General features: G+C 34.7%; 16 protein-coding genes. 2 read left to right on the forward strand and 14 right to left on the reverse strand.

From position 1 onward, the window contains the following. Both ACSULM_RS08915 and ACSULM_RS08920 read right to left on the reverse strand, forming a co-directional pair. Nucleotides 1–2,172, reverse strand: a 2,172-nt coding sequence (locus ACSULM_RS08915; RefSeq protein WP_436862217.1) for a fibrinogen-binding adhesin SdrG C-terminal domain-containing protein, incomplete at its 3' end; no start/stop codon positions are given. A 190-nt stretch (nt 2,173–2,362) separates the two neighbouring features. Further along, nucleotides 2,363–2,680, reverse strand: a complete 318-nt coding sequence (locus ACSULM_RS08920; protein ID WP_436862219.1) for a fibrinogen-binding protein — start codon at nt 2,678–2,680, stop codon at nt 2,363–2,365. A 324-nt stretch (nt 2,681–3,004) separates the two neighbouring features. Here ACSULM_RS08920 and ACSULM_RS08925 point away from each other — a divergent pair, with 324 nt between their 5' ends. Further along, entirely contained in the window at nt 3,005–4,435 is a 1,431-nt protein-coding gene (locus tag ACSULM_RS08925) for an APC family permease (protein ID WP_436862220.1), read from the forward strand. A 78-nt stretch (nt 4,436–4,513) separates the two neighbouring features. Here ACSULM_RS08925 and ACSULM_RS08930 read toward each other — a convergent pair whose 3' ends face one another. From ACSULM_RS08930 to ACSULM_RS08955, 6 genes are all read right to left on the reverse strand, one after another. Beyond that, entirely contained in the window at nt 4,514–4,924 is a 411-nt protein-coding gene (locus tag ACSULM_RS08930; protein ID WP_436862221.1) for a MarR family winged helix-turn-helix transcriptional regulator, read from the reverse strand. Between the two features lie 133 nt (nt 4,925–5,057). Next, the gene (locus ACSULM_RS08935) at nt 5,058–5,972 is read right to left on the reverse strand and encodes an ABC transporter substrate-binding protein (protein ID WP_436862223.1); all 915 of its coding nucleotides are present in this window, start codon (nt 5,970–5,972) and stop codon (nt 5,058–5,060) included. Between the two features lie 231 nt (nt 5,973–6,203). Then, nucleotides 6,204–6,602, reverse strand: a complete 399-nt coding sequence (arsC, locus tag ACSULM_RS08940) for an arsenate reductase (thioredoxin) (RefSeq protein WP_436862224.1) — start codon at nt 6,600–6,602, stop codon at nt 6,204–6,206. Nucleotides 6,603–6,617: 15 nt separating this feature from the next. Further along, the gene (gene arsB, locus ACSULM_RS08945; protein WP_436862307.1) at nt 6,618–7,910 is read right to left on the reverse strand and encodes an arsenite efflux transporter membrane subunit ArsB; all 1,293 of its coding nucleotides are present in this window, start codon (nt 7,908–7,910) and stop codon (nt 6,618–6,620) included. Further along, nucleotides 7,907–8,224, reverse strand: coding sequence for an ArsR/SmtB family transcription factor (locus ACSULM_RS08950; RefSeq protein ID WP_436862226.1), 318 nt, complete (start codon nt 8,222–8,224; stop codon nt 7,907–7,909). The genes arsB and ACSULM_RS08950 overlap by 4 nt, the downstream gene beginning before the upstream one ends. A gap of 226 nt (nt 8,225–8,450) precedes the next feature. Then, on the reverse strand, nt 8,451–8,657 hold the full coding sequence (locus ACSULM_RS08955; protein ID WP_069994611.1) for a hypothetical protein: 207 nt from the start codon (nt 8,655–8,657) through the stop codon (nt 8,451–8,453). A 183-nt stretch (nt 8,658–8,840) separates the two neighbouring features. Between ACSULM_RS08955 and ACSULM_RS08960 the strand changes: the two genes are divergently transcribed. After that, nucleotides 8,841–9,311, forward strand: a complete 471-nt coding sequence (locus tag ACSULM_RS08960; protein ID WP_436862228.1) for a thioesterase family protein — start codon at nt 8,841–8,843, stop codon at nt 9,309–9,311. Nucleotides 9,312–9,441: 130 nt separating this feature from the next. On the opposite strand, the gene ACSULM_RS08965 is transcribed toward ACSULM_RS08960, so the two are convergent. From ACSULM_RS08965 to ACSULM_RS08990, 6 genes are all read right to left on the reverse strand, one after another. Then, entirely contained in the window at nt 9,442–10,587 is a 1,146-nt protein-coding gene (locus ACSULM_RS08965) for a bifunctional cystathionine gamma-lyase/homocysteine desulfhydrase (protein WP_436862230.1), read from the reverse strand. A 6-nt stretch (nt 10,588–10,593) separates the two neighbouring features. Next, nucleotides 10,594–11,487, reverse strand: coding sequence for a PLP-dependent cysteine synthase family protein (locus ACSULM_RS08970; protein ID WP_436862232.1), 894 nt, complete (start codon nt 11,485–11,487; stop codon nt 10,594–10,596). Nucleotides 11,488–11,740: 253 nt separating this feature from the next. Next, entirely contained in the window at nt 11,741–12,637 is an 897-nt protein-coding gene (locus ACSULM_RS08975; RefSeq protein WP_436862234.1) for an ROK family protein, read from the reverse strand. Nucleotides 12,638–12,729: 92 nt separating this feature from the next. After that, complete coding sequence (gene manA / locus ACSULM_RS08980) at nt 12,730–13,665, reverse strand: mannose-6-phosphate isomerase, class I (protein ID WP_436862236.1); 936 nt, start codon at nt 13,663–13,665, stop codon at nt 12,730–12,732. A gap of 17 nt (nt 13,666–13,682) precedes the next feature. Then, complete coding sequence (locus tag ACSULM_RS08985) at nt 13,683–15,656, reverse strand: fructose-specific PTS transporter subunit EIIC (protein WP_436862238.1); 1,974 nt, start codon at nt 15,654–15,656, stop codon at nt 13,683–13,685. A gap of 79 nt (nt 15,657–15,735) precedes the next feature. Next, nucleotides 15,736–17,604, reverse strand: coding sequence for a BglG family transcription antiterminator (locus ACSULM_RS08990; protein WP_436862240.1), 1,869 nt, complete (start codon nt 17,602–17,604; stop codon nt 15,736–15,738). Nucleotides 17,605–17,727 lie beyond the last annotated feature (123 nt).

Raw genomic sequence — 17,727 nt, forward strand, 5'->3', positions numbered from 1 at the left:
TCCATCTGGTAACGTGTCTTCTTCCCATTCTATTGGTTTACTGTCTTCTTCTTCAGTCTTACCGCCATTATGTCCACTTTCTCCATCTGGTAACGTGTCTTCTTCCCATTCTATTGGTTTACTGTCTTCTTCTTCAGTCTTACCGCCATTATGTCCACTTTCTCCATCTGGTGTTGTGTCCTCTTCCCAATCTATTGGTTTACTATCTTCTTCTTCAGTCTTACCACTTTTGTGTCCACTATCGCCTTCTGATGCTGAACCTTCTTCCCATTCTATTGGTTTACTGTCTTCTTCTTCAATTTCACCATTATTGTGGCCACTTTCACCGTCCGGTAACGTTTCTTCTTCCCAATCTATTGGTTTACTATCTTCTTCTTCAGTCTTACCGCCATTATGCCCACTTTCTCCATCTGGCGTTGTGTCCTCTTCCCAATCTATTGGTTTACTGTCTTCTTCTTCCGTCTCACCACCATTATGACCGCTGTCTCCTTCTGATCCTGAACCTTCTTCCCAATCTATTGGTTTACTATCCTCTTCTTCAATTTCACCATTATTGTGGCCACTTTCACCGTCTGGCAACGTATCTTCTTCCCAATTAATATCATTATTTTCAACAATTTCTGTTTCACCATTACCATTAGCATCACTTTGATAAAATACTAAACCATTGTTCCATGTTGCATGAGCTGCATAATGCGGATAATGCTCAGGATAGCCAGAAATATTAGTTTGGAAGTTTAGATTTTGTGCATCACTTTGATACATGCCTTCATATCGAATTGCATAACGTTTATTTAACGTATCGAAATGTAATTGATATTGGCTTTCACCAACGCTCAACATATTTTTAACTTCTTCAGTAACATCTTTCCACATACTAGTATCATTTGTATTTGCATATACACTTTGTGGTGGATTTTCCTTACCAATATATTCATAAACTTTGACAGTTGGTAAAACACCGTTTGTTGTGTATCCGTTCGTAATTCTTCCATATATTGTAGCACTTTGAATAGTGTTACCTTGAGGATTGATATATGCTATATGACTGAACTTACTTTGTTCAATATCTAATGTCTCAATTGCACCATTTACACCAACACCTGCATTGTTAATGCCATTAAAATGTTGTACATATATTTCTTTAGATAATGTTTTGCCATTTAACGTAGATGTTATTGTTTGATGGCTATCTTTTTGAACTACTTTTGGATCAATATATAAATTTAAAGACAATTGTGCTTTCACATTAACTTTATCCTTAATATAATCAGTGAATGTATATCTAATCTTACCGTTTTCCAATACCTGACCTGTTGCCATGATAATAGAACCATTTTTAATATCTGGCACTTTTTTTCTAGCCGAAACACCATACGTGTTCACATTATTAGAAATCATAAGATCAAAATAGTCACCTGGTTCAATGCCCTTGTTAAACGTTAAGTTATACTTCAACTGGCTACGTTGACCTCCATGTGGATTCACAACATTTTCACTTATAATTTGCGAACCATCTTTAGCAACAACTTTATTTGTTACATCAACACCCTTTGTTTGATTAACACTTTCACTATACTGTTTATTACTTACCAGTTTAGATGGCGCTTGTAATTTATTGTTATTTTGAGCTGGCTCACTTATTTTCTCTGTGGACGCTTTGTCTTGCTTGTCATTGTCAACACCTTGAACATTGGCTGGCTGCTCGCCTTGACCTTCCTTAACTTCAACTGGCTGTTTTTCTGTTACAATTGGTGCCGTTACTTGTTCCGCTTTATTTAATTTTGCCTTCGAATCTTTTTCTGATCGTGCTGTTGCATTAAGGGTATTTTCTTCATCTATTTTAGCTGATGTTTGACTCTCCATAACATCAACTTCTTTTGGTTCATCCTCTATTGTTGAAGGTTTCTGAGATGAGTCTTTTAATGATTCTTGTGACGTTTCTGCTTGAATTTCATTACTTTTGTCCGCTGTTACTTCTGACGAGGATTTCCCTGTTCCCTCTAGTTCACTGGTGTTGTTGGCAGTTCTATTTTCTACCTCATTTTGCTCAGATGCATGAGCCGACTCAGGTTCATATCCACTGACCCATATTAATGTTCCCAATAATACCGAAGATGCACCTAATTTGTACTTCCTTATACTAAACTTTTCATTTCTTATTTCCCTCATAATTAAGCTCCTTTTAAATTCTAAAAATTTGATTTATAAAAAATGTAACATTTTTTTATTGTATGATTATATAATTTAAAAAATGTTTTGTGTAAAAGGTGACGGATTAGTAAGCCCATATGACATTTTTGTAATATAAAAATCCTTGCCAAACTTTGGCGAGGATTTTCACACATCATTTTTGGATATACTATTTAATTTTATTGTATTTCAATACAATGTTGATTTGCTTTTGCAGTTTTTGTTTTTCGAGCGCATAGTGACCAGAAACGTGACCATGAATTTTATTCACTGCCTTTTGTGCCGCTCTATGTGTTTTAATCGTTCTTGTTTTCTTAAACGTATTCACTGCTTTCTGTGCTTCTACTACTTTTGCATCTAAGCTTTGTACTGTATCATATTTCACAGTACTAGCTTGCTTTGCATCTGCAGCTGATTCTACTACTGTAGTCGTTAAACCGAGTACTGCTAATGACAGTACTACTTTTGCTATATAATTATTTTTCATTTAATTTCTTCCTTTCAATATTAATTACATATATGATAGTACTTTAAAATTATAATTATTTGAATTAACTATTCGTTAACTAATTATTAACTATTTATTAACTTAATACTTTCTAAATATTAAGGTACATTCGTTAAAAAGTAACATTTTTACCTTACATTGCTATATTCAAAACTCATTTCGTATAATACGCCCTATTTGTGTACAATTACACAAAATTAATTTAAATTTTTCTGAATATTTAGATATATTTGTGCTATGATATACATTATTATAAATACGTTATAAAGTTTCACGATATAGAGTCATTGGGAGAGATTGTTTATGAGTGAATTTTTTAGAAAGATTTTAAAAAGGGAAGATCCATCCGTATATCAAGTAAAAGATGCGTACTTAAATCGAACTTTGCGCGTTAAAGATTTCCTTGCTTTAGGTGTGGGGACAATTGTTTCCACTTCTATATTTACATTGCCTGGTGTTGTTGCAGCACAACATACTGGACCTGCAGTTGCGCTATCATTCCTATTAGCAGCTGTCGTAGCAGCACTCGTTTCATTTGCTTACGCCGAAATGTCGTCGGCCATGCCTTTCGCTGGGTCAGCATATTCTTGGATTAATGTTGTATTTGGAGAAGTCTTTGGTTGGGTAGCAGGCTGGGCATTACTGGCAGAGTATTTTATCGCTGTTGCCTTTGTGGCATCAGGCTTTTCAGCGAATTTACGCGGTTTAATTTCACCATTGGGCGTCGAGTTGCCAAACGCACTATCTAACACTTTAGGTACTGATGGCGGTGTTATCGACATAGTTGCTGCGGTCGTCATTTTACTCACTGCTTGTTTATTAGCTTATGGTGTATCTGCTGCAGCACGTATCGAAAATATACTTGTCGTTATCAAAGTATTCGCGGTACTTCTTTTCATAGTTGTTGGATTAACTGTGATTGATTTAAGTAATTATGTGCCTTTTATACCTGAACACAAAGTTACAGAAACTGGAGACTTCGGTGGTTGGCAAGGTATTTATGCCGGTGTATCAATGATTTTCTTAGCTTACATTGGATTCGATTCTATTGCTGCCAACTCAGCAGAAGCAATCAATCCTCAAAAGACTATGCCACGCGGTATCTTAGGTTCGCTCGCTATTGCAGTCATCCTATTTGTAGCTGTTTCATTAGTACTTGTTGGGATGTTTACTTATTCAGCATATGCAGACAATGCAGAACCAGTAGGGTGGGCATTAAGACAAAGTGGATTTGGTGTCATTGCCGCTGTCGTACAAGCTATTTCAGTTATCGGTATGTTTACCGCACTTATTGGTATGATGCTCGCTGGTTCACGTTTATTATATTCATTTGGACGAGATGGCTTATTACCTTCATGGTTAGGAAAACTGAACAGTAAAGGATTACCAAACCGCGCACTTATTATCCTAACGGTTATAGCGGTTATAATCGGATCAATGTTTCCATTTGCATTTCTTGCTCAATTAATTTCAGCAGGTACGTTAGTCGCATTTATGTTTGTGTCTATCGGTATCTTTGGCTTACGCCCAAGAGAAGGTAAAGACATACCAATGCCAGCATTTAAAATGCCTTTCTATCCGGTAATGCCTATAATTACTTTTATAAGCGTGGTCCTTGTATTCTGGGGATTAAGCGCAGAAGCAAAACTATATACACTCATCTGGTTTATCATAGGCCTATTGCTTTATATTTGCTACGGTGTAAGACATTCTAAAAAACGAAATAATGAATAGTCATCACAATAATATAGTAAAGGACTGGAACGTGTTTGTAATATAAACACGGCCAGTCCTTTTTAAATATTATTTATTTTATTCATCATCAATTTGAGACAGTTTGCGAATATTAGTAAAGCTGACTTTATCAATTAAATTTTCATAAGTGTCTAAAGCCTGTTCCGTTATTTCTAATCCTGCATCTGTTAAATAAATATACATTGCACGATGATCTTCAACACATTCTTGTCTGACAACAAGAGATTGTGTTGGTTTTTCTATTCTAGTAATAAGTCGAGACATCGCACTCTGACTCAAATCAACAATTTTAATCAAATCATTAATTTTGTACTTCTTGCCTTTTGCCTTATAAATTTCATATAAGACATAAAATTCTTTAAGACTCAGATTATATGTTTCTTTTAAATTTTTTTCAATCATTGTCTCTATATAATGTACATATTTGGTCAATTGAACCCAATTATCGATTTTTTGTTGTTTTTTCATTATATCCTCCCAAGATATAAGTGTTAATGAACTAATCATAACATTCCTTTCCTTAATGTACTAAATCTCTGTCATTATACTCCTTATATGATAAAAAAACTGCCGTAATATCACTTTACGACAGTTTTATTAATTATTTATGTTTTAGTAACTTTTCTTTTAAATCTTTACGTTCATATTCTAATGAATATGGATCATTTAACCAATAGATACCTTCATCTACTTTGAATGTTTTACCATTTTTAACCGCTTCAGTATTTTTCCAAATATCTTTCTTTTCAAAAGATAGATCAGCACCTTTTGCAACTGGTGTTACAACATAATCACCAGACATTTCCGGAATTTGTTCCTCAGAAATATCAGCTAGGTCATTCTTCTTAGTTGCTTTCTCTACTTTAGCTGGCATCTTCAATCCAAATGAATCATATAAAATCTCACTACCGTGACCATATGTTTTACCTAAAGCATAGATTTTTTTATCAAAATCTTTGATAATTGAAACCGTCGTATCAGCTCCAATTTGATCTTTAATTTCTTGACCATCATTTTGTGTCTTTTTATCCCATTCCTTGATCCAGTCGTTGGCTTTATCTTCTTTTCCAACTATTTTACCAAGTTCTTTATGTTGTTCTTTATAATCATGTTTCATGTAGTCAAACGCAATCGTAGGCGCAACTTTATTAAGTTTCTTTAAGTTTTTATCTGTATTGTACGTAATAATTAAATCTGGCTTAAGTTTTGCAACACTTTCTACGTTCTCTGGATCTACTTTATCCACATCTTTAAATTTATCTTTTAAAACTTTGCTGTCATCCACAATATTTGCGACACCTACAACATTCGCATCTAGTTGTTTCAAACCACCTGCATATGTAGCACCCAATACAACAATACGTTTCGGATGTTTCGGTATTTTAACCTTATCACCTGAATCTTGTTTGTATGTTGTTTTCGCTGTATCTTTTTTCGACGCTTTGTCACTTGATCCGTTGCCACATGCCGCTAGTATAAGCATCAATGCAAGCAATGGTAATATTAATTTTTTCATTTCTATGTCCCCTTTTCTCATCTTATTCTCAATTATACATGATGTTATATGAATCTCAATCATATATTGCACATTATTTTTGAATATTAAAATATATTTGTTAACGAAAAATATAAAAGCGTTACTTTCTAATAAATTGAAAGTAACGCTTTTATACGTTCATTGTGTAAATAGATGGCGTATATAGCAATCATATATAATAATTCAACTTGCAAAGTATATTTTGAAACTTTATTTTTGTTCATTAAATACTTCAATAGCATGTTTGATTTCGTCTCTCACGCGTTGAAATTCTGACCATGGTTTCCCTGCTGGATCATCGAACCCCCAATGCACTTTTTGCACATTTGACGGTAAAGTTGGACAATGTTCATCCGCATTACTGCACAATGTTACAACTAGATCAGATTGCTTTAATAACTCACTATCAATGATATCGGATGTCTGATCCGAGATATCAATATCTACTTCTTTCATTGCTTCTATTGCTTTCGGATTCACACCGTGCGCTTCGATACCTGCAGAATAGACTTGCCAATCATCTCCAAGTATGACTTTACCCCATCCTTCAGCCATTTGACTGCGACAAGCATTGCCTGTACATATAAAATAAATCACTTTTTTATCCATGATAAACCTCTCTTTTTAAAATATGATAAGTGTTAGGTATAATCCAATCAATGTGAATAATAACACTGGAATCGTGATAATGATGCCTGTTTTAAAATAAGTACCCCATGATATTTTCACACCTTTTTGAGCTAGGACATGTAACCAGAGTAATGTAGCCAATGAACCTATCGGTGTAATCTTAGGACCTAAATCTGAGCCTATCACGTTCGCATATATCATACCTTCTTTAATGCTCCCAACAGCGTGTGATTGACCTATCGCTATCGCATCAATTAACACTGTAGGCATATTATTCATGATAGATGATAAAATTGCAGCTATAAAGCCCATACCTAACACACTACTAAATAAGCCATAATTTGAAATATGTGATAGTAAATCTGCTAAAACGGACGTAATACCTACATTTTTCAATCCAAATACAACTAAATACATACCAATTGAAAATACAACAATATTCCAAGGTGCGCCTTTAATCACTTGTTTCGTATGTACTGCAGGTGATTTGCGCGCTAATATGACAAAAATGAGCGCAACTAGTCCAGCAATAATAGATACTGGGATTTGGATAAATTCACTAATAAGATAACCAATAAGTAATACACCTAAGACAATCCAAGAAAGTTTAAAGAGTTTTTCATCCTTTATGGCATTTTTGGGCGATGCAATATCATTGGTATCAAATGTTTTAGGAATAGAATTTCTAAAATAGAGCCATAATACGACAATACTTGCTATCAGTGAGAATATATTTGGGATGAACATACGACTCAAATATTCTACAAATCCAATATCAAAGTAATCCGCTGATACAATATTGACTAAATTACTTACAATTAATGGCAATGATGTTGTATCGGCAATAAAACCACTGGCAATAATAAATGGGAAAATCACTTTTTGATTAAATCCTAAATTTCTGACCATTGCCAGAACTATCGGCGTTAGTATTAATGCGGCACCATCATTTGCGAAAAATGCTGCTACTACCGAACCTAAAAGCATAATAAAAATAAACATTTTCAATCCATTACCTTTGGATGCGCTCACCATGTGTCTGGCTGACCATTCAAAGAAACCAATTTCATCTAATATTAGCGAAATCAGTATTACGGCTACAAACGTAAGTGTGGCATTCCATACAATGCCGGTAACTTCTATGACATCAGCAAAGGAAACCACGCCAGTGATGATGGCAATGATGGCTCCAATGAATGCTGTAACACCAATATCTAACCCTTTCGGTTGCCATATGACAAAGAGTAATGTTAACAAGAAGATTGTAATTGCTAATATTGTCATTATGAACACGCTCCTGACTTCAGGTTATTACATATACATCGCTGATTAGCCGTATTCATCGTTTTAAGATTTTCATTTACCAAATCAAATATCTCATGGTTGAGTTGATACATATGTTTGTTGCCTTCTTTACGCGTTATAACCAAATCACAATCTACTAAGGCCTTCATATGATGGCTTAGAGTTGGTTGCGAAAATTGAAAATGTGCTAATAAATCACACGCACATAATTCACCACATGAAATTAAATCTAATATTTCTAATCTACTTGGATCAGATAAAACTTTTAATAACGTTGCCAATGCTTTATAAGACATAACAAACCTCCTAGACATAACATAGACTAACATCAATATAGATAACTGTCTATGTACTTTATACAAAAAGGAGTGGAACAGAAATCAAATTTTTAATAAAGATTTCGTAGTCCCACTCCCGAAAAGGATGACTAATATCGATAAGTTTACCTGAGCTAAAGCTCATGCATTAATCTCACTAACTTAATGAATTAAGCAGTGAGACTTTATACTTTTTCTTAGATCATTAAATCATATTAAGCAACCAAACGAGACTGACAACAAATAAAACAATTGTAATGATGTAAATAATTAGTTTTTGAACACTACTCAGTGACTTCTCTTCTTTTGAAAACAAGTGAAATAGCGTGCCATCTTTGCCCATTAATAATGTAATAGAATAAATAAGTAAGACAATAGCAATTACAAACAGGACTATAGCGATGAATAACATAGGTTCACTCCTTTATAAAGTCCAAATGACTTATTTCAAAACTATGTTCCATACTATCTTAACAGTGGGTCATTTTAAAGAAAGACGCATATTTTTATACTTAACCAATCAAAATGGTAACACTCCTTTGCTAACATTGATACAATAGTACCGGTTAATGAATCTTTACATAGGAGTGATCGTGTGACAGAGGAATACATTTATCAAAATACTGTACAACCAACTTGGATAGATAATAATAATCATATGCATGATGCGCAATACTATGCTGTATTCAGTGATGCAGTTGCTGGCTTTTTTGCTTCTCTTGGTTTTTCACGAGAATATCGCCAAAGTCAAGAAGTCACGATGTTTACCATAGAAGCACACATTTCATTTTTAAAAGAATTGATACTAGATGAAGCTTTTTATATAAAAGTACATATATACAATTATGACGCTAAAAGAGTTCATTTATTTTTAAATATGTATAACAACCAGGATGAGCACAATGCGACATACGAAGTCATGATGATGGGCGTCAGTAATCAACAACGCAAGAGTATGAATTTCCCTGAGCCTATTCAAGCAAAAATCAAAGCATATTTTGCTCAACAACAATCATTTGAAACACCTAAACAATTAGGTCATGTCATTGGCATTCCACAAAAATAATGACTTTCTGACATAAAGATAACCCGAGTATATGATATAACCTCCTAAAACAAATATTTAATATCTGTCTTAGGTTTGTTTATCATATTTCCAGGGTTATTTTTTATATGTTGCTGATCATTTTATTCAATTAATTTAATGTATCTAATGCTTGCGTTAAATCTGCTACTAAATCTTCTGTACCTTCAATACCCACTGATAAACGGATGAGTCCATCTGCAATACCTTCTTTTTCACGAATATCTTTAGGAATTGATGCATGTGTCATTAATGCTGGTACCGACACTAAACTTTCTACAGCACCTAAACTTTCTGCTAATGTGAAATATTGGAGTTTACTTATGACTTGTTTCGCACTTTCAATATCTGCAACTTCAAATGCAACGACACCTGTATGTCCTTCAGCTTGCGCTTGATGTATATCGTGATTAAGATGTTCAGCCATGCTTGGATGGAATACTTGTTTTACAACTTGATGTTGTTGCAACATTTCAATAATCGCTAATGTATTTCGTTGAACTTGATCCATACGTAGGCCTAATGTTTTCATACCACGAATGAGTAAGTAACTATCTTGTGGCCCTAGCACACCACCCGTTGAATTTTGGATAAATCCAATACGCTCTGCTAAATCTGCATCTTTTGTCGCTACTAATCCAGCTACTACATCACTGTGACCGCCTAAATATTTCGTCGCAGAATGTAAGACAAGATCTATCCCCAATGCTAATGGGTTTTGGAAATATGGTGTCATGAATGTATTATCAACAACTGATATTAAATTATGTTTCTGTGCAATTTCAGATGATTTTTTAATATCTGTTACACGTAATAATGGATTTGACGGTGTTTCTATATATAACATTTTAGTTTCTGGTTTAATATATTGTTCAACTGTGTCGATATGAGTTGTATCTATGAAATCCGCTTCGATACCAAAGCGATTAAATACTTTCGTCAATGCTCTATAAGTACCGCCATAAACATCTGAGTTAATGAGTAAATGGTCACCCTTATCTAGTAACATCATAACCGCAGAAATTGCTGCCATACCTGAGCCAAATGCAAAGCCATGTGTACCTTGTTCTAAATCTGCAATCAACCCTTCTAAAGCGCTACGTGTTGGATTCGCTGAACGTGAGTATTCATAACCTTGTCTCATGTCACCAATGCCATCTTGTAAGTATGTACTCGTTTGATAAATTGGTGTAGTTACTGCACCTGTATATGGATCTGTTGTCATACCACCGTGGATAAGTTGTGTTTTTTTATTCATAATGATTTACTCCTTATAATTTAAAATTTGTTTAGACATGTATCGATCACTACCATCTGGAAAAATAGTAACGATGACACCTTGTTTAATATGCTTTTTAATCTCTAATGCGCCTTGTAGTGCTGCACCTGACGAACTTCCAACAAGCAAACCTTCTTGTTGTGCAATGCGTTTCACATTATTGAAAGCATCTTCGTCACTGACCTTGATAATATCAGCTACAAGCGACTTTGACAGAAAATCAGGCCACTTTTCAGAACCAATCCCTTCAATATCATGTGCATGAGACTGGCCACCACTTAATATAGAGCCTTCAGGTTCTACAATAACACTCTCAACTTGGTGTGCTGTTAAATGCTTAGCTACACCTGTAAAAGTGCCTCCCGACCCTACGCCACTGACAAAATAATCGACATTGTCTAACTGATCTGTAATTTTCTTACCTAATGTTGATTCATAAGCTTGTGGATTATGTTTAGACTCAAATTGATTTAAATAATAAGCCCCCGTACTTTGTTCATAAGCTTGTGCAGCAACTTGAGCACCAGTCATACCCAATGCTTGTTCTGTTCGGATGACCTTTGCACCTAAAGCTTTAATGATCGCTATTTTTTCTTCTGAAAAACCTTCTGGCGCAAAGATAACTGCCTGCACATCATAGTGATTTGCTGCTAACGCTATGCCAATCCCTGTATTACCAGCCGAAGCTTCTACAACCGTATCACCTTGTTGAATTTTATTTTCTTTTATAGCCATTTCAATCAAGTGTTTCCCTAACCTATCCTTCACACTTCCACCTGGATTAAACTGTTCTAACTTTGCATATATCTGCACATCTTTATTACTAAATGACTGTAACAATACAAGTGGTGTGTTTCCTATTAAATCAAACGCAATCATTGTTTTCCTCCGAGCTAGCCCCATTTTCCATTCTCTATTCCTTACTATACCGATAAGAATTATATATTCTTTAGCTCGAATTTGCAAATAATATTTTTCAGATCTTAATTTCATGGTTCTGTGTCATCAAAACGGCTTCTTAAATTTTAACTGTCTAAACAAGATAAAAGACTGAAACATAATAACTGTCCCAGCCTCCTTCAAATACAAATCACTTTACTAGCCTGTGATTTGCCTCATAATTAATTAAATATCATTGTATATCTATATCATATAAACCTGTTAAAACATTCGACTCTAAATCACTTATTTTCACTTTAAATGGTTGTGTTTGGATTAATTGATGTGCTGCAGCATAGGCTTCAATACGTAATTTATATGGTAATCTACTCTGCGTAACACCACCGCCTAGCACGATATTATGACAATTAAATATGCTAAACAAATTTGTGCATAATCGCTGCGTTAATGCTAATACTTCTTCAATCATTTCAGTTATAGTCGCATTACTATCATAGTTATACATTGCTATGGCTTCTTGAGTGCTTACCGGTTTCTGTAATATTTCGCTGGCTTTCCGACTTATTGCTACACCGGAAATTTCATTTTCTATACAGCCATACTGATTACATACTGGGCACTGATACACACTATTACTTTTAAGTATTGTATGTCCTATTTCTCCAAAATTGCCTTCACTGCCTGCTACTAATTTACCATTTCTAACATATGCCATTCCTACACCTGTACTGATTGTTAAATAGATCAAATCTTCAACTGATGTTTGAAGATGACGATATTCTGCAAGTATCGCTGCATTGGTATCATTGACAAAACAAGGTTGGAAGTCGCTATGTTTAGCAATATAATCCCCTGCATGAAAACCATTATATTGTTGTAAATTAGGTGGATTTAAAAATAGTCCCTTCGAATAGTCACATGGTCCAGGCATCGCAATATTAAGTGTAGTTGTCGCAACATTATCGTACTGTTGTACATATTCATGTGCCACACGCACAATTTCTGCAAATTCTTTTTCAGGATTATCGCTATATGTCGTAAATTTTTGCGAAGTGACAACTTCTAAATCCTGATTAATTAAACCTACGATAGTCTTAGTACCACCGATATCCACACATATTTTCAACATTCATCATCAACTCCGTCTTAAATATTAATTTTAGTATGAACAAAAAAAGTCGCAGAGCAGTCTAAAAACAATGCAATTCTCTGCGATAATATCTATACATAGCTCGTGATCAATGTCATATTTCCCTCAAATGTAATATCTTGATCTTCCGTTGTTAAAATAAAGTGCGATCCTTTCGTTATTTCATAGGTATCTTTACCTGTCGTAACACTACCACTACCTTCAACAACAGAGACTAAGCAATACGCTTGTGGCTTTTCATATGTTAATTGACCATCAATCACCCAACGTTCAACTGTGAAAAATGAATTAGACACAAACTGCGTGAATTGTTGTCCTTGTACCTCTTTGTGCACTGGCGTTGTGTTCGGTGAACCTGATGTTAAGTCAATGACTGCTTTACTTTCTTCTAAATGTAATGCGCGTTGGTTTCCATTGGCATCTTTACGATCATAATCATATATACGATATGTCGTATCCGATGACTGCTGAGTCTCTAATATCAATATACCTTCACCAATAGCATGCACCGTTCCAGCGGGTACATAGAAAAAGTCACCTGCTTGAACTTTCACTGTTTTAAACAATGCATCAAATTGCTCATTATCAATCATTTCATTTAGTGTTTGTTGATCCGTTGCATTCACACCATAAATAATTTCTGCATCTTCTTTCGCATCTAAAATGTACCAACACTCAGTTTTGCCAAATTCACCTTCGTGCGCTTGCGCATATGCATTATCAGGATGTACTTGTACAGATAATTTATCATTCGCATCCAAAATTTTAGTCAATAATGGAAACTTTTCTTCTTTTGGATTACCAAACAACGCTCGGTCTGTATTCCAGACTGTTTCTAATGTTTCCCCTTGATGTACACCATTTATAATCGTATTCGGTCCATTTGGATGCGCGGAAATGCCCCAACATTCTCCAGTATGTTCATTGGGAATTTCATACTGAAACGCTTCAAGTGCACGGCCACCCCAAATACGTTCTTGAAATACTGGTTGTAAAAATAATGGCATCAGTTTGTCCCTCCATCTTATATTTCTTTTAGTATATCGTATATTGCTTTTTTATGTGTTGCATCGATTAAACTTTGGCGTGTCTCATCATCCATCAATGCACGTGATAGACGTTGTAAGAGTTTTAAATGCGTGTCACTACTATCACTTGGTACTGCAATGAGAAAGACAATTTGGGGTAATGTGCCATCTAAACTATCCCAGTTGACACCATGTTTATTGTTCATTACAGCCACAATTGGTTGCTTCACCGCTTCGGATTTTGCATGTGGAATTGCAACATTCATCCCTATTGCCGTAGTAGATTGTGCTTCTCGTTTCAATACATCACCTTTCAATAACTGCTTATCCGTAATATATTGTTGTTGTGCCAATTGATCTACTAATTGATCAATCGCTTCATCTCTTGTTAATTTTGTATCAACAAGTGAAATAACATCTTTATTAAATACTTCAGTTGATTCTGCTTCATTTGAATGTACTGTTGTGTCATGATGTTGTGGTTGATTTCCTGTTGTTTCTGAATACCCTGGCTCAACGTCCTGCTTATCATTCATACCTGTCGCAATTTCAGATGAATCTACAGTTAATGTAGGTGAATTTTTTCTTAAAATTAACACCAAACTCATTGTCACAACACTACCTACAATCACTGCAACAAAGAACCAAACAATTTGGTCAATACCACCTAATACGGCTACAATTGGACCACCGTGTGCAACTCTATCTCCGACGCCACCAATAGCTGCAATTACTGCAGCAACCATCGCTCCAATCATATTCGATGGAATAATACGTAATGGATCTTGTGCAGCAAATGGAATCGCACCTTCTGTAATACCAAATAATCCCATCGTAAACGATGCTTTACCCATTTCTACTTCACCTTGATTGAATTTACGTTTGTTGATAAACGTCGCTAAACCTAATCCAATAGGCGGCGTACACACTGCAACTGCAACCATACCCATCACGGCATAATTTCCTTCTGCAATTAATGCTGAACCAAATAAAAATGCAACTTTATTTACTGGACCACCCATATCAAATGCAATCATTGCTCCAATAATCAACGCTAAGATAACAATATTAGTACCTTGCATACCTTTTAACCATGTTGTTAATACTTCAAAAATACTAGCAATCGGTGCACCAATAAGGAAAATAAAGATCAACCCTACAATAATAGATGAAATAATAGGAATAATGATAATTGGCATAATCGGTACCATAACTTTCGGTACTTTAATGTTTTTTATCCATTTTGCAATATAACCAGCAATAAAACCAGCAACAATCCCACCTAGGAATCCTGCGCCTGCGTCACTACCATAAAAACTTCCATCAGCTGCAATCGCTCCACCAATCATACCTGGTACGAGACCTGGTTTATCTGCAATACTTACTGCTATATAACCCGCTAAAATAGGCACCATGAAACTAAACGCTAAACCACCAATGCTTTCAATTGATTTCCAAAATGAATGATCAGGAATTTGCAATCCTTTAGGCGTTGCTTCTCCACCAAGCGTCAATGCAATAGCCATGAGTAATCCACCTACAACAATAAACGGTACCATAAAAGATACACCATTCATCAGGTGTTGATAGAACATTTGCACGCCACTTTTAGCCTCATCATTGCCTTGATTTGACTGTGATGCACCACTTGCATCGTGATAAATACGTGCGTCTTTGTCGATGATACGTTGAATCAATGCCTTTGGTTGATGAATTCCTTCACGCACACTTTCATTAATTAACAACTTGCCATCGAATCGAGATAAATCCACTTGGCGATCGGCAGCAATAATAATACCATCAGCCGCTTCAATCTCTTTGGCTGTTAATACATTCTCTGCTCCAACACCGCCCTGTGTTTCAACTTTAATATCTACACCCATTTCTTGTGCAGCTTGCTCAAGTTTCTCTTGAGCCATATACGTGTGTGCAATCCCATTTGGACACGACGTAATCGCTAAAATTTTCATATTAATCATCCTCTCTTATTTTTATTGTAAGCGCATTCAACAAAGAATAAAAAAACATAATTGCCGTTGCTAGTGGCAATTATGCTTTGATGAGCTTCATTATATGTTCTTTAAACTGTTGATCATCATAACGCAATAACGATTGAACATCTGTTTCAGTTATGTTGACAATCCTTTGTATCATTTTCTTCATTATAGTTATGTCATGTTCTGCAATGGCTAAGAAAAATATGATTTTCGCTTTGTTTTGTTTCCAAGTAAATCCTTGTTGATTTTTAAAAATAATGACATGTGATTTCAACACCTTTTCCGGATCACCATGAGGAATACTGATTGCATTGCCGATATAAGTTGATGAAAAACGCTCTCGCTCTAATGCACTCTGAATATAATCAGTCATAACTGAGTAATCTCTATCAAATATCTCTTGCGCCTGTTCAAACACGAATAATGCATTTAACGATTCTTGTTTATCTGCAACAATATCAAACTGAATATTAGCTAGTTCATCTTGTTGAATGAGTGGGTTTTGTTTATGGTGCATCGATGTCAAAATCTTTTTGCCATCCTCTTCTGAGAATAATGGTGACACTGCAATTAATGCAACATGGTCTGGCAATTGACCCGTTTCCATTACATGTGTCGTTACGAGTGCGTCCACATTTGTAAAATCATATTGCTCAACTTGCTCTAATTTCAAGGTATCCACAATCGCAATACGGTCATCTAAATTTGCAATTTTCGCTTCTAATAAACTAGAAATACCTACACCATAGTAACAGGTAATCACAATATTAAATATCTCTTTATCATTTCTATCTATTGAAGACTGAAAATGTAATGCTAAAAAGGCAATTTCATCTTCAACCAAATGTATATCTGAGTCTTTCGACAGATAAGTGACCGTTTCATATAGCGCGTTGAACACAAATGGATAATGCTTTTTAATATCATCGGTTAAAGGATTATTGATATAGACATCTTTAGCAATTCTTAAATATGTACGACTAAAGTGTTCAAAAAGATTTTCTTGGAGAATTGGATCTTTCGAGAAGGCAATACCAACGATTTTTTCCATTTGGTAAATCATGCGTTCAATATAACTTTTAACAAATATTTTTTCCAAGCCTAAATCATATTGATTGAAATAGTAACTGATAAAAAATGACAATAGTTTTGCTGTTTCTTTAGTTAAGTTATAACCCAAGGCTTGATTAATTTGTGTAACACATTGCTGGGCAATCTCATATGCAGTATCATCAATCACCCATGATTGCCCATCTTCATCATGTGACCTTTTAAAAATAATAATGAGATGAATGAGTAATTGCTTAATTCTAATTTTCGAAGTATGAATATGATATATTTTCAGTGTTTCTTCTATAATTTGTGTCATTTTGACAATATGCGCTTTCGGTAATTCATTTAAAATAAGCGTATCAACATTTTGTACATTTTCAGATAGTTGGTTTAAATGTAAAATAGCATTTCTAATATTCATCTCGCTACCACTAACCGTAATACCTTTGCGCTTCATGACTTTAATTGTCACATCAAAAGAGAGGCTCCATGCACTTATTTTATTTAACAAGTCATTAATTTCTGCTTTAGTTAAGTGATATGTGTTGGCTAATTGTTCAATCGTGATAGGTTGTTCGTACATTAATAATTGATATGCCAATTTGATAAATATTTCACTTTCTTTATTCTTATAATCAGAGAGTACATCATCTATTTGAGTCGCATTATATTCATCAAGGTTTAGTTTGTAACCTCGGCCTTTAACACTAATAATGAGGGCTGTTAAAACCTCACTATTGATAAACTTAATATCATTTCTCACTGTTCGATTCGAAATATTTAAATCCATGGAAATTTCGTCTGCGTTTATATACTGATTGCGCTTATTAAGTAATAATTGAATCATTTTTGCATGTCTTTCTAACATTATTACCTCGCACCCTTCATTTCAGTTAAAATTGCATCTTATATTTAAATTCATTGTAGCCAGTCACCATGAGATTAGCAAGAAGATAACGAGCGACAATCGTTCGATCCAGTAACAAAACAA

Source organism: Staphylococcus caeli (assembly GCF_051413795.1).
GTDB classification, from domain to species: Bacteria; Bacillota; Bacilli; order Staphylococcales; family Staphylococcaceae; genus Staphylococcus; species Staphylococcus caeli_A.

Coding starts and splice junctions, on each gene's coding strand:
- ACSULM_RS08930 (WP_436862221.1), bottom strand. CDS start 4,924: ATGAAAAAACAACAAAAAATCGATAATTGGGTTCAATTGACCAAATAT.
- ACSULM_RS08970 (WP_436862232.1), bottom strand. CDS start 11,487: ATGATTGCGTTTGATTTAATAGGAAACACACCACTTGTATTGTTACAG.
- ACSULM_RS08950 (WP_436862226.1), bottom strand. CDS start 8,224: ATGTCTTATAAAGCATTGGCAACGTTATTAAAAGTTTTATCTGATCCA.
- ACSULM_RS08920 (WP_436862219.1), bottom strand. CDS start 2,680: ATGAAAAATAATTATATAGCAAAAGTAGTACTGTCATTAGCAGTACTC.
- manA (WP_436862236.1), bottom strand. CDS start 13,665: ATGCCATTATTTTTACAACCAGTATTTCAAGAACGTATTTGGGGTGGC.
- ACSULM_RS08955 (WP_069994611.1), bottom strand. CDS start 8,657: ATGTTATTCATCGCTATAGTCCTGTTTGTAATTGCTATTGTCTTACTT.
- ACSULM_RS08985 (WP_436862238.1), bottom strand. CDS start 15,656: ATGAAAATTTTAGCGATTACGTCGTGTCCAAATGGGATTGCACACACG.
- arsC (WP_436862224.1), bottom strand. CDS start 6,602: ATGGATAAAAAAGTGATTTATTTTATATGTACAGGCAATGCTTGTCGC.
- ACSULM_RS08975 (WP_436862234.1), bottom strand. CDS start 12,637: ATGTTGAAAATATGTGTGGATATCGGTGGTACTAAGACTATCGTAGGT.
- ACSULM_RS08965 (WP_436862230.1), bottom strand. CDS start 10,587: ATGAATAAAAAAACACAACTTATCCACGGTGGTATGACAACAGATCCA.
- ACSULM_RS08925 (WP_436862220.1), top strand. CDS start 3,005: ATGAGTGAATTTTTTAGAAAGATTTTAAAAAGGGAAGATCCATCCGTA.
- ACSULM_RS08990 (WP_436862240.1), bottom strand. CDS start 17,604: ATGTTAGAAAGACATGCAAAAATGATTCAATTATTACTTAATAAGCGC.
- ACSULM_RS08935 (WP_436862223.1), bottom strand. CDS start 5,972: ATGAAAAAATTAATATTACCATTGCTTGCATTGATGCTTATACTAGCG.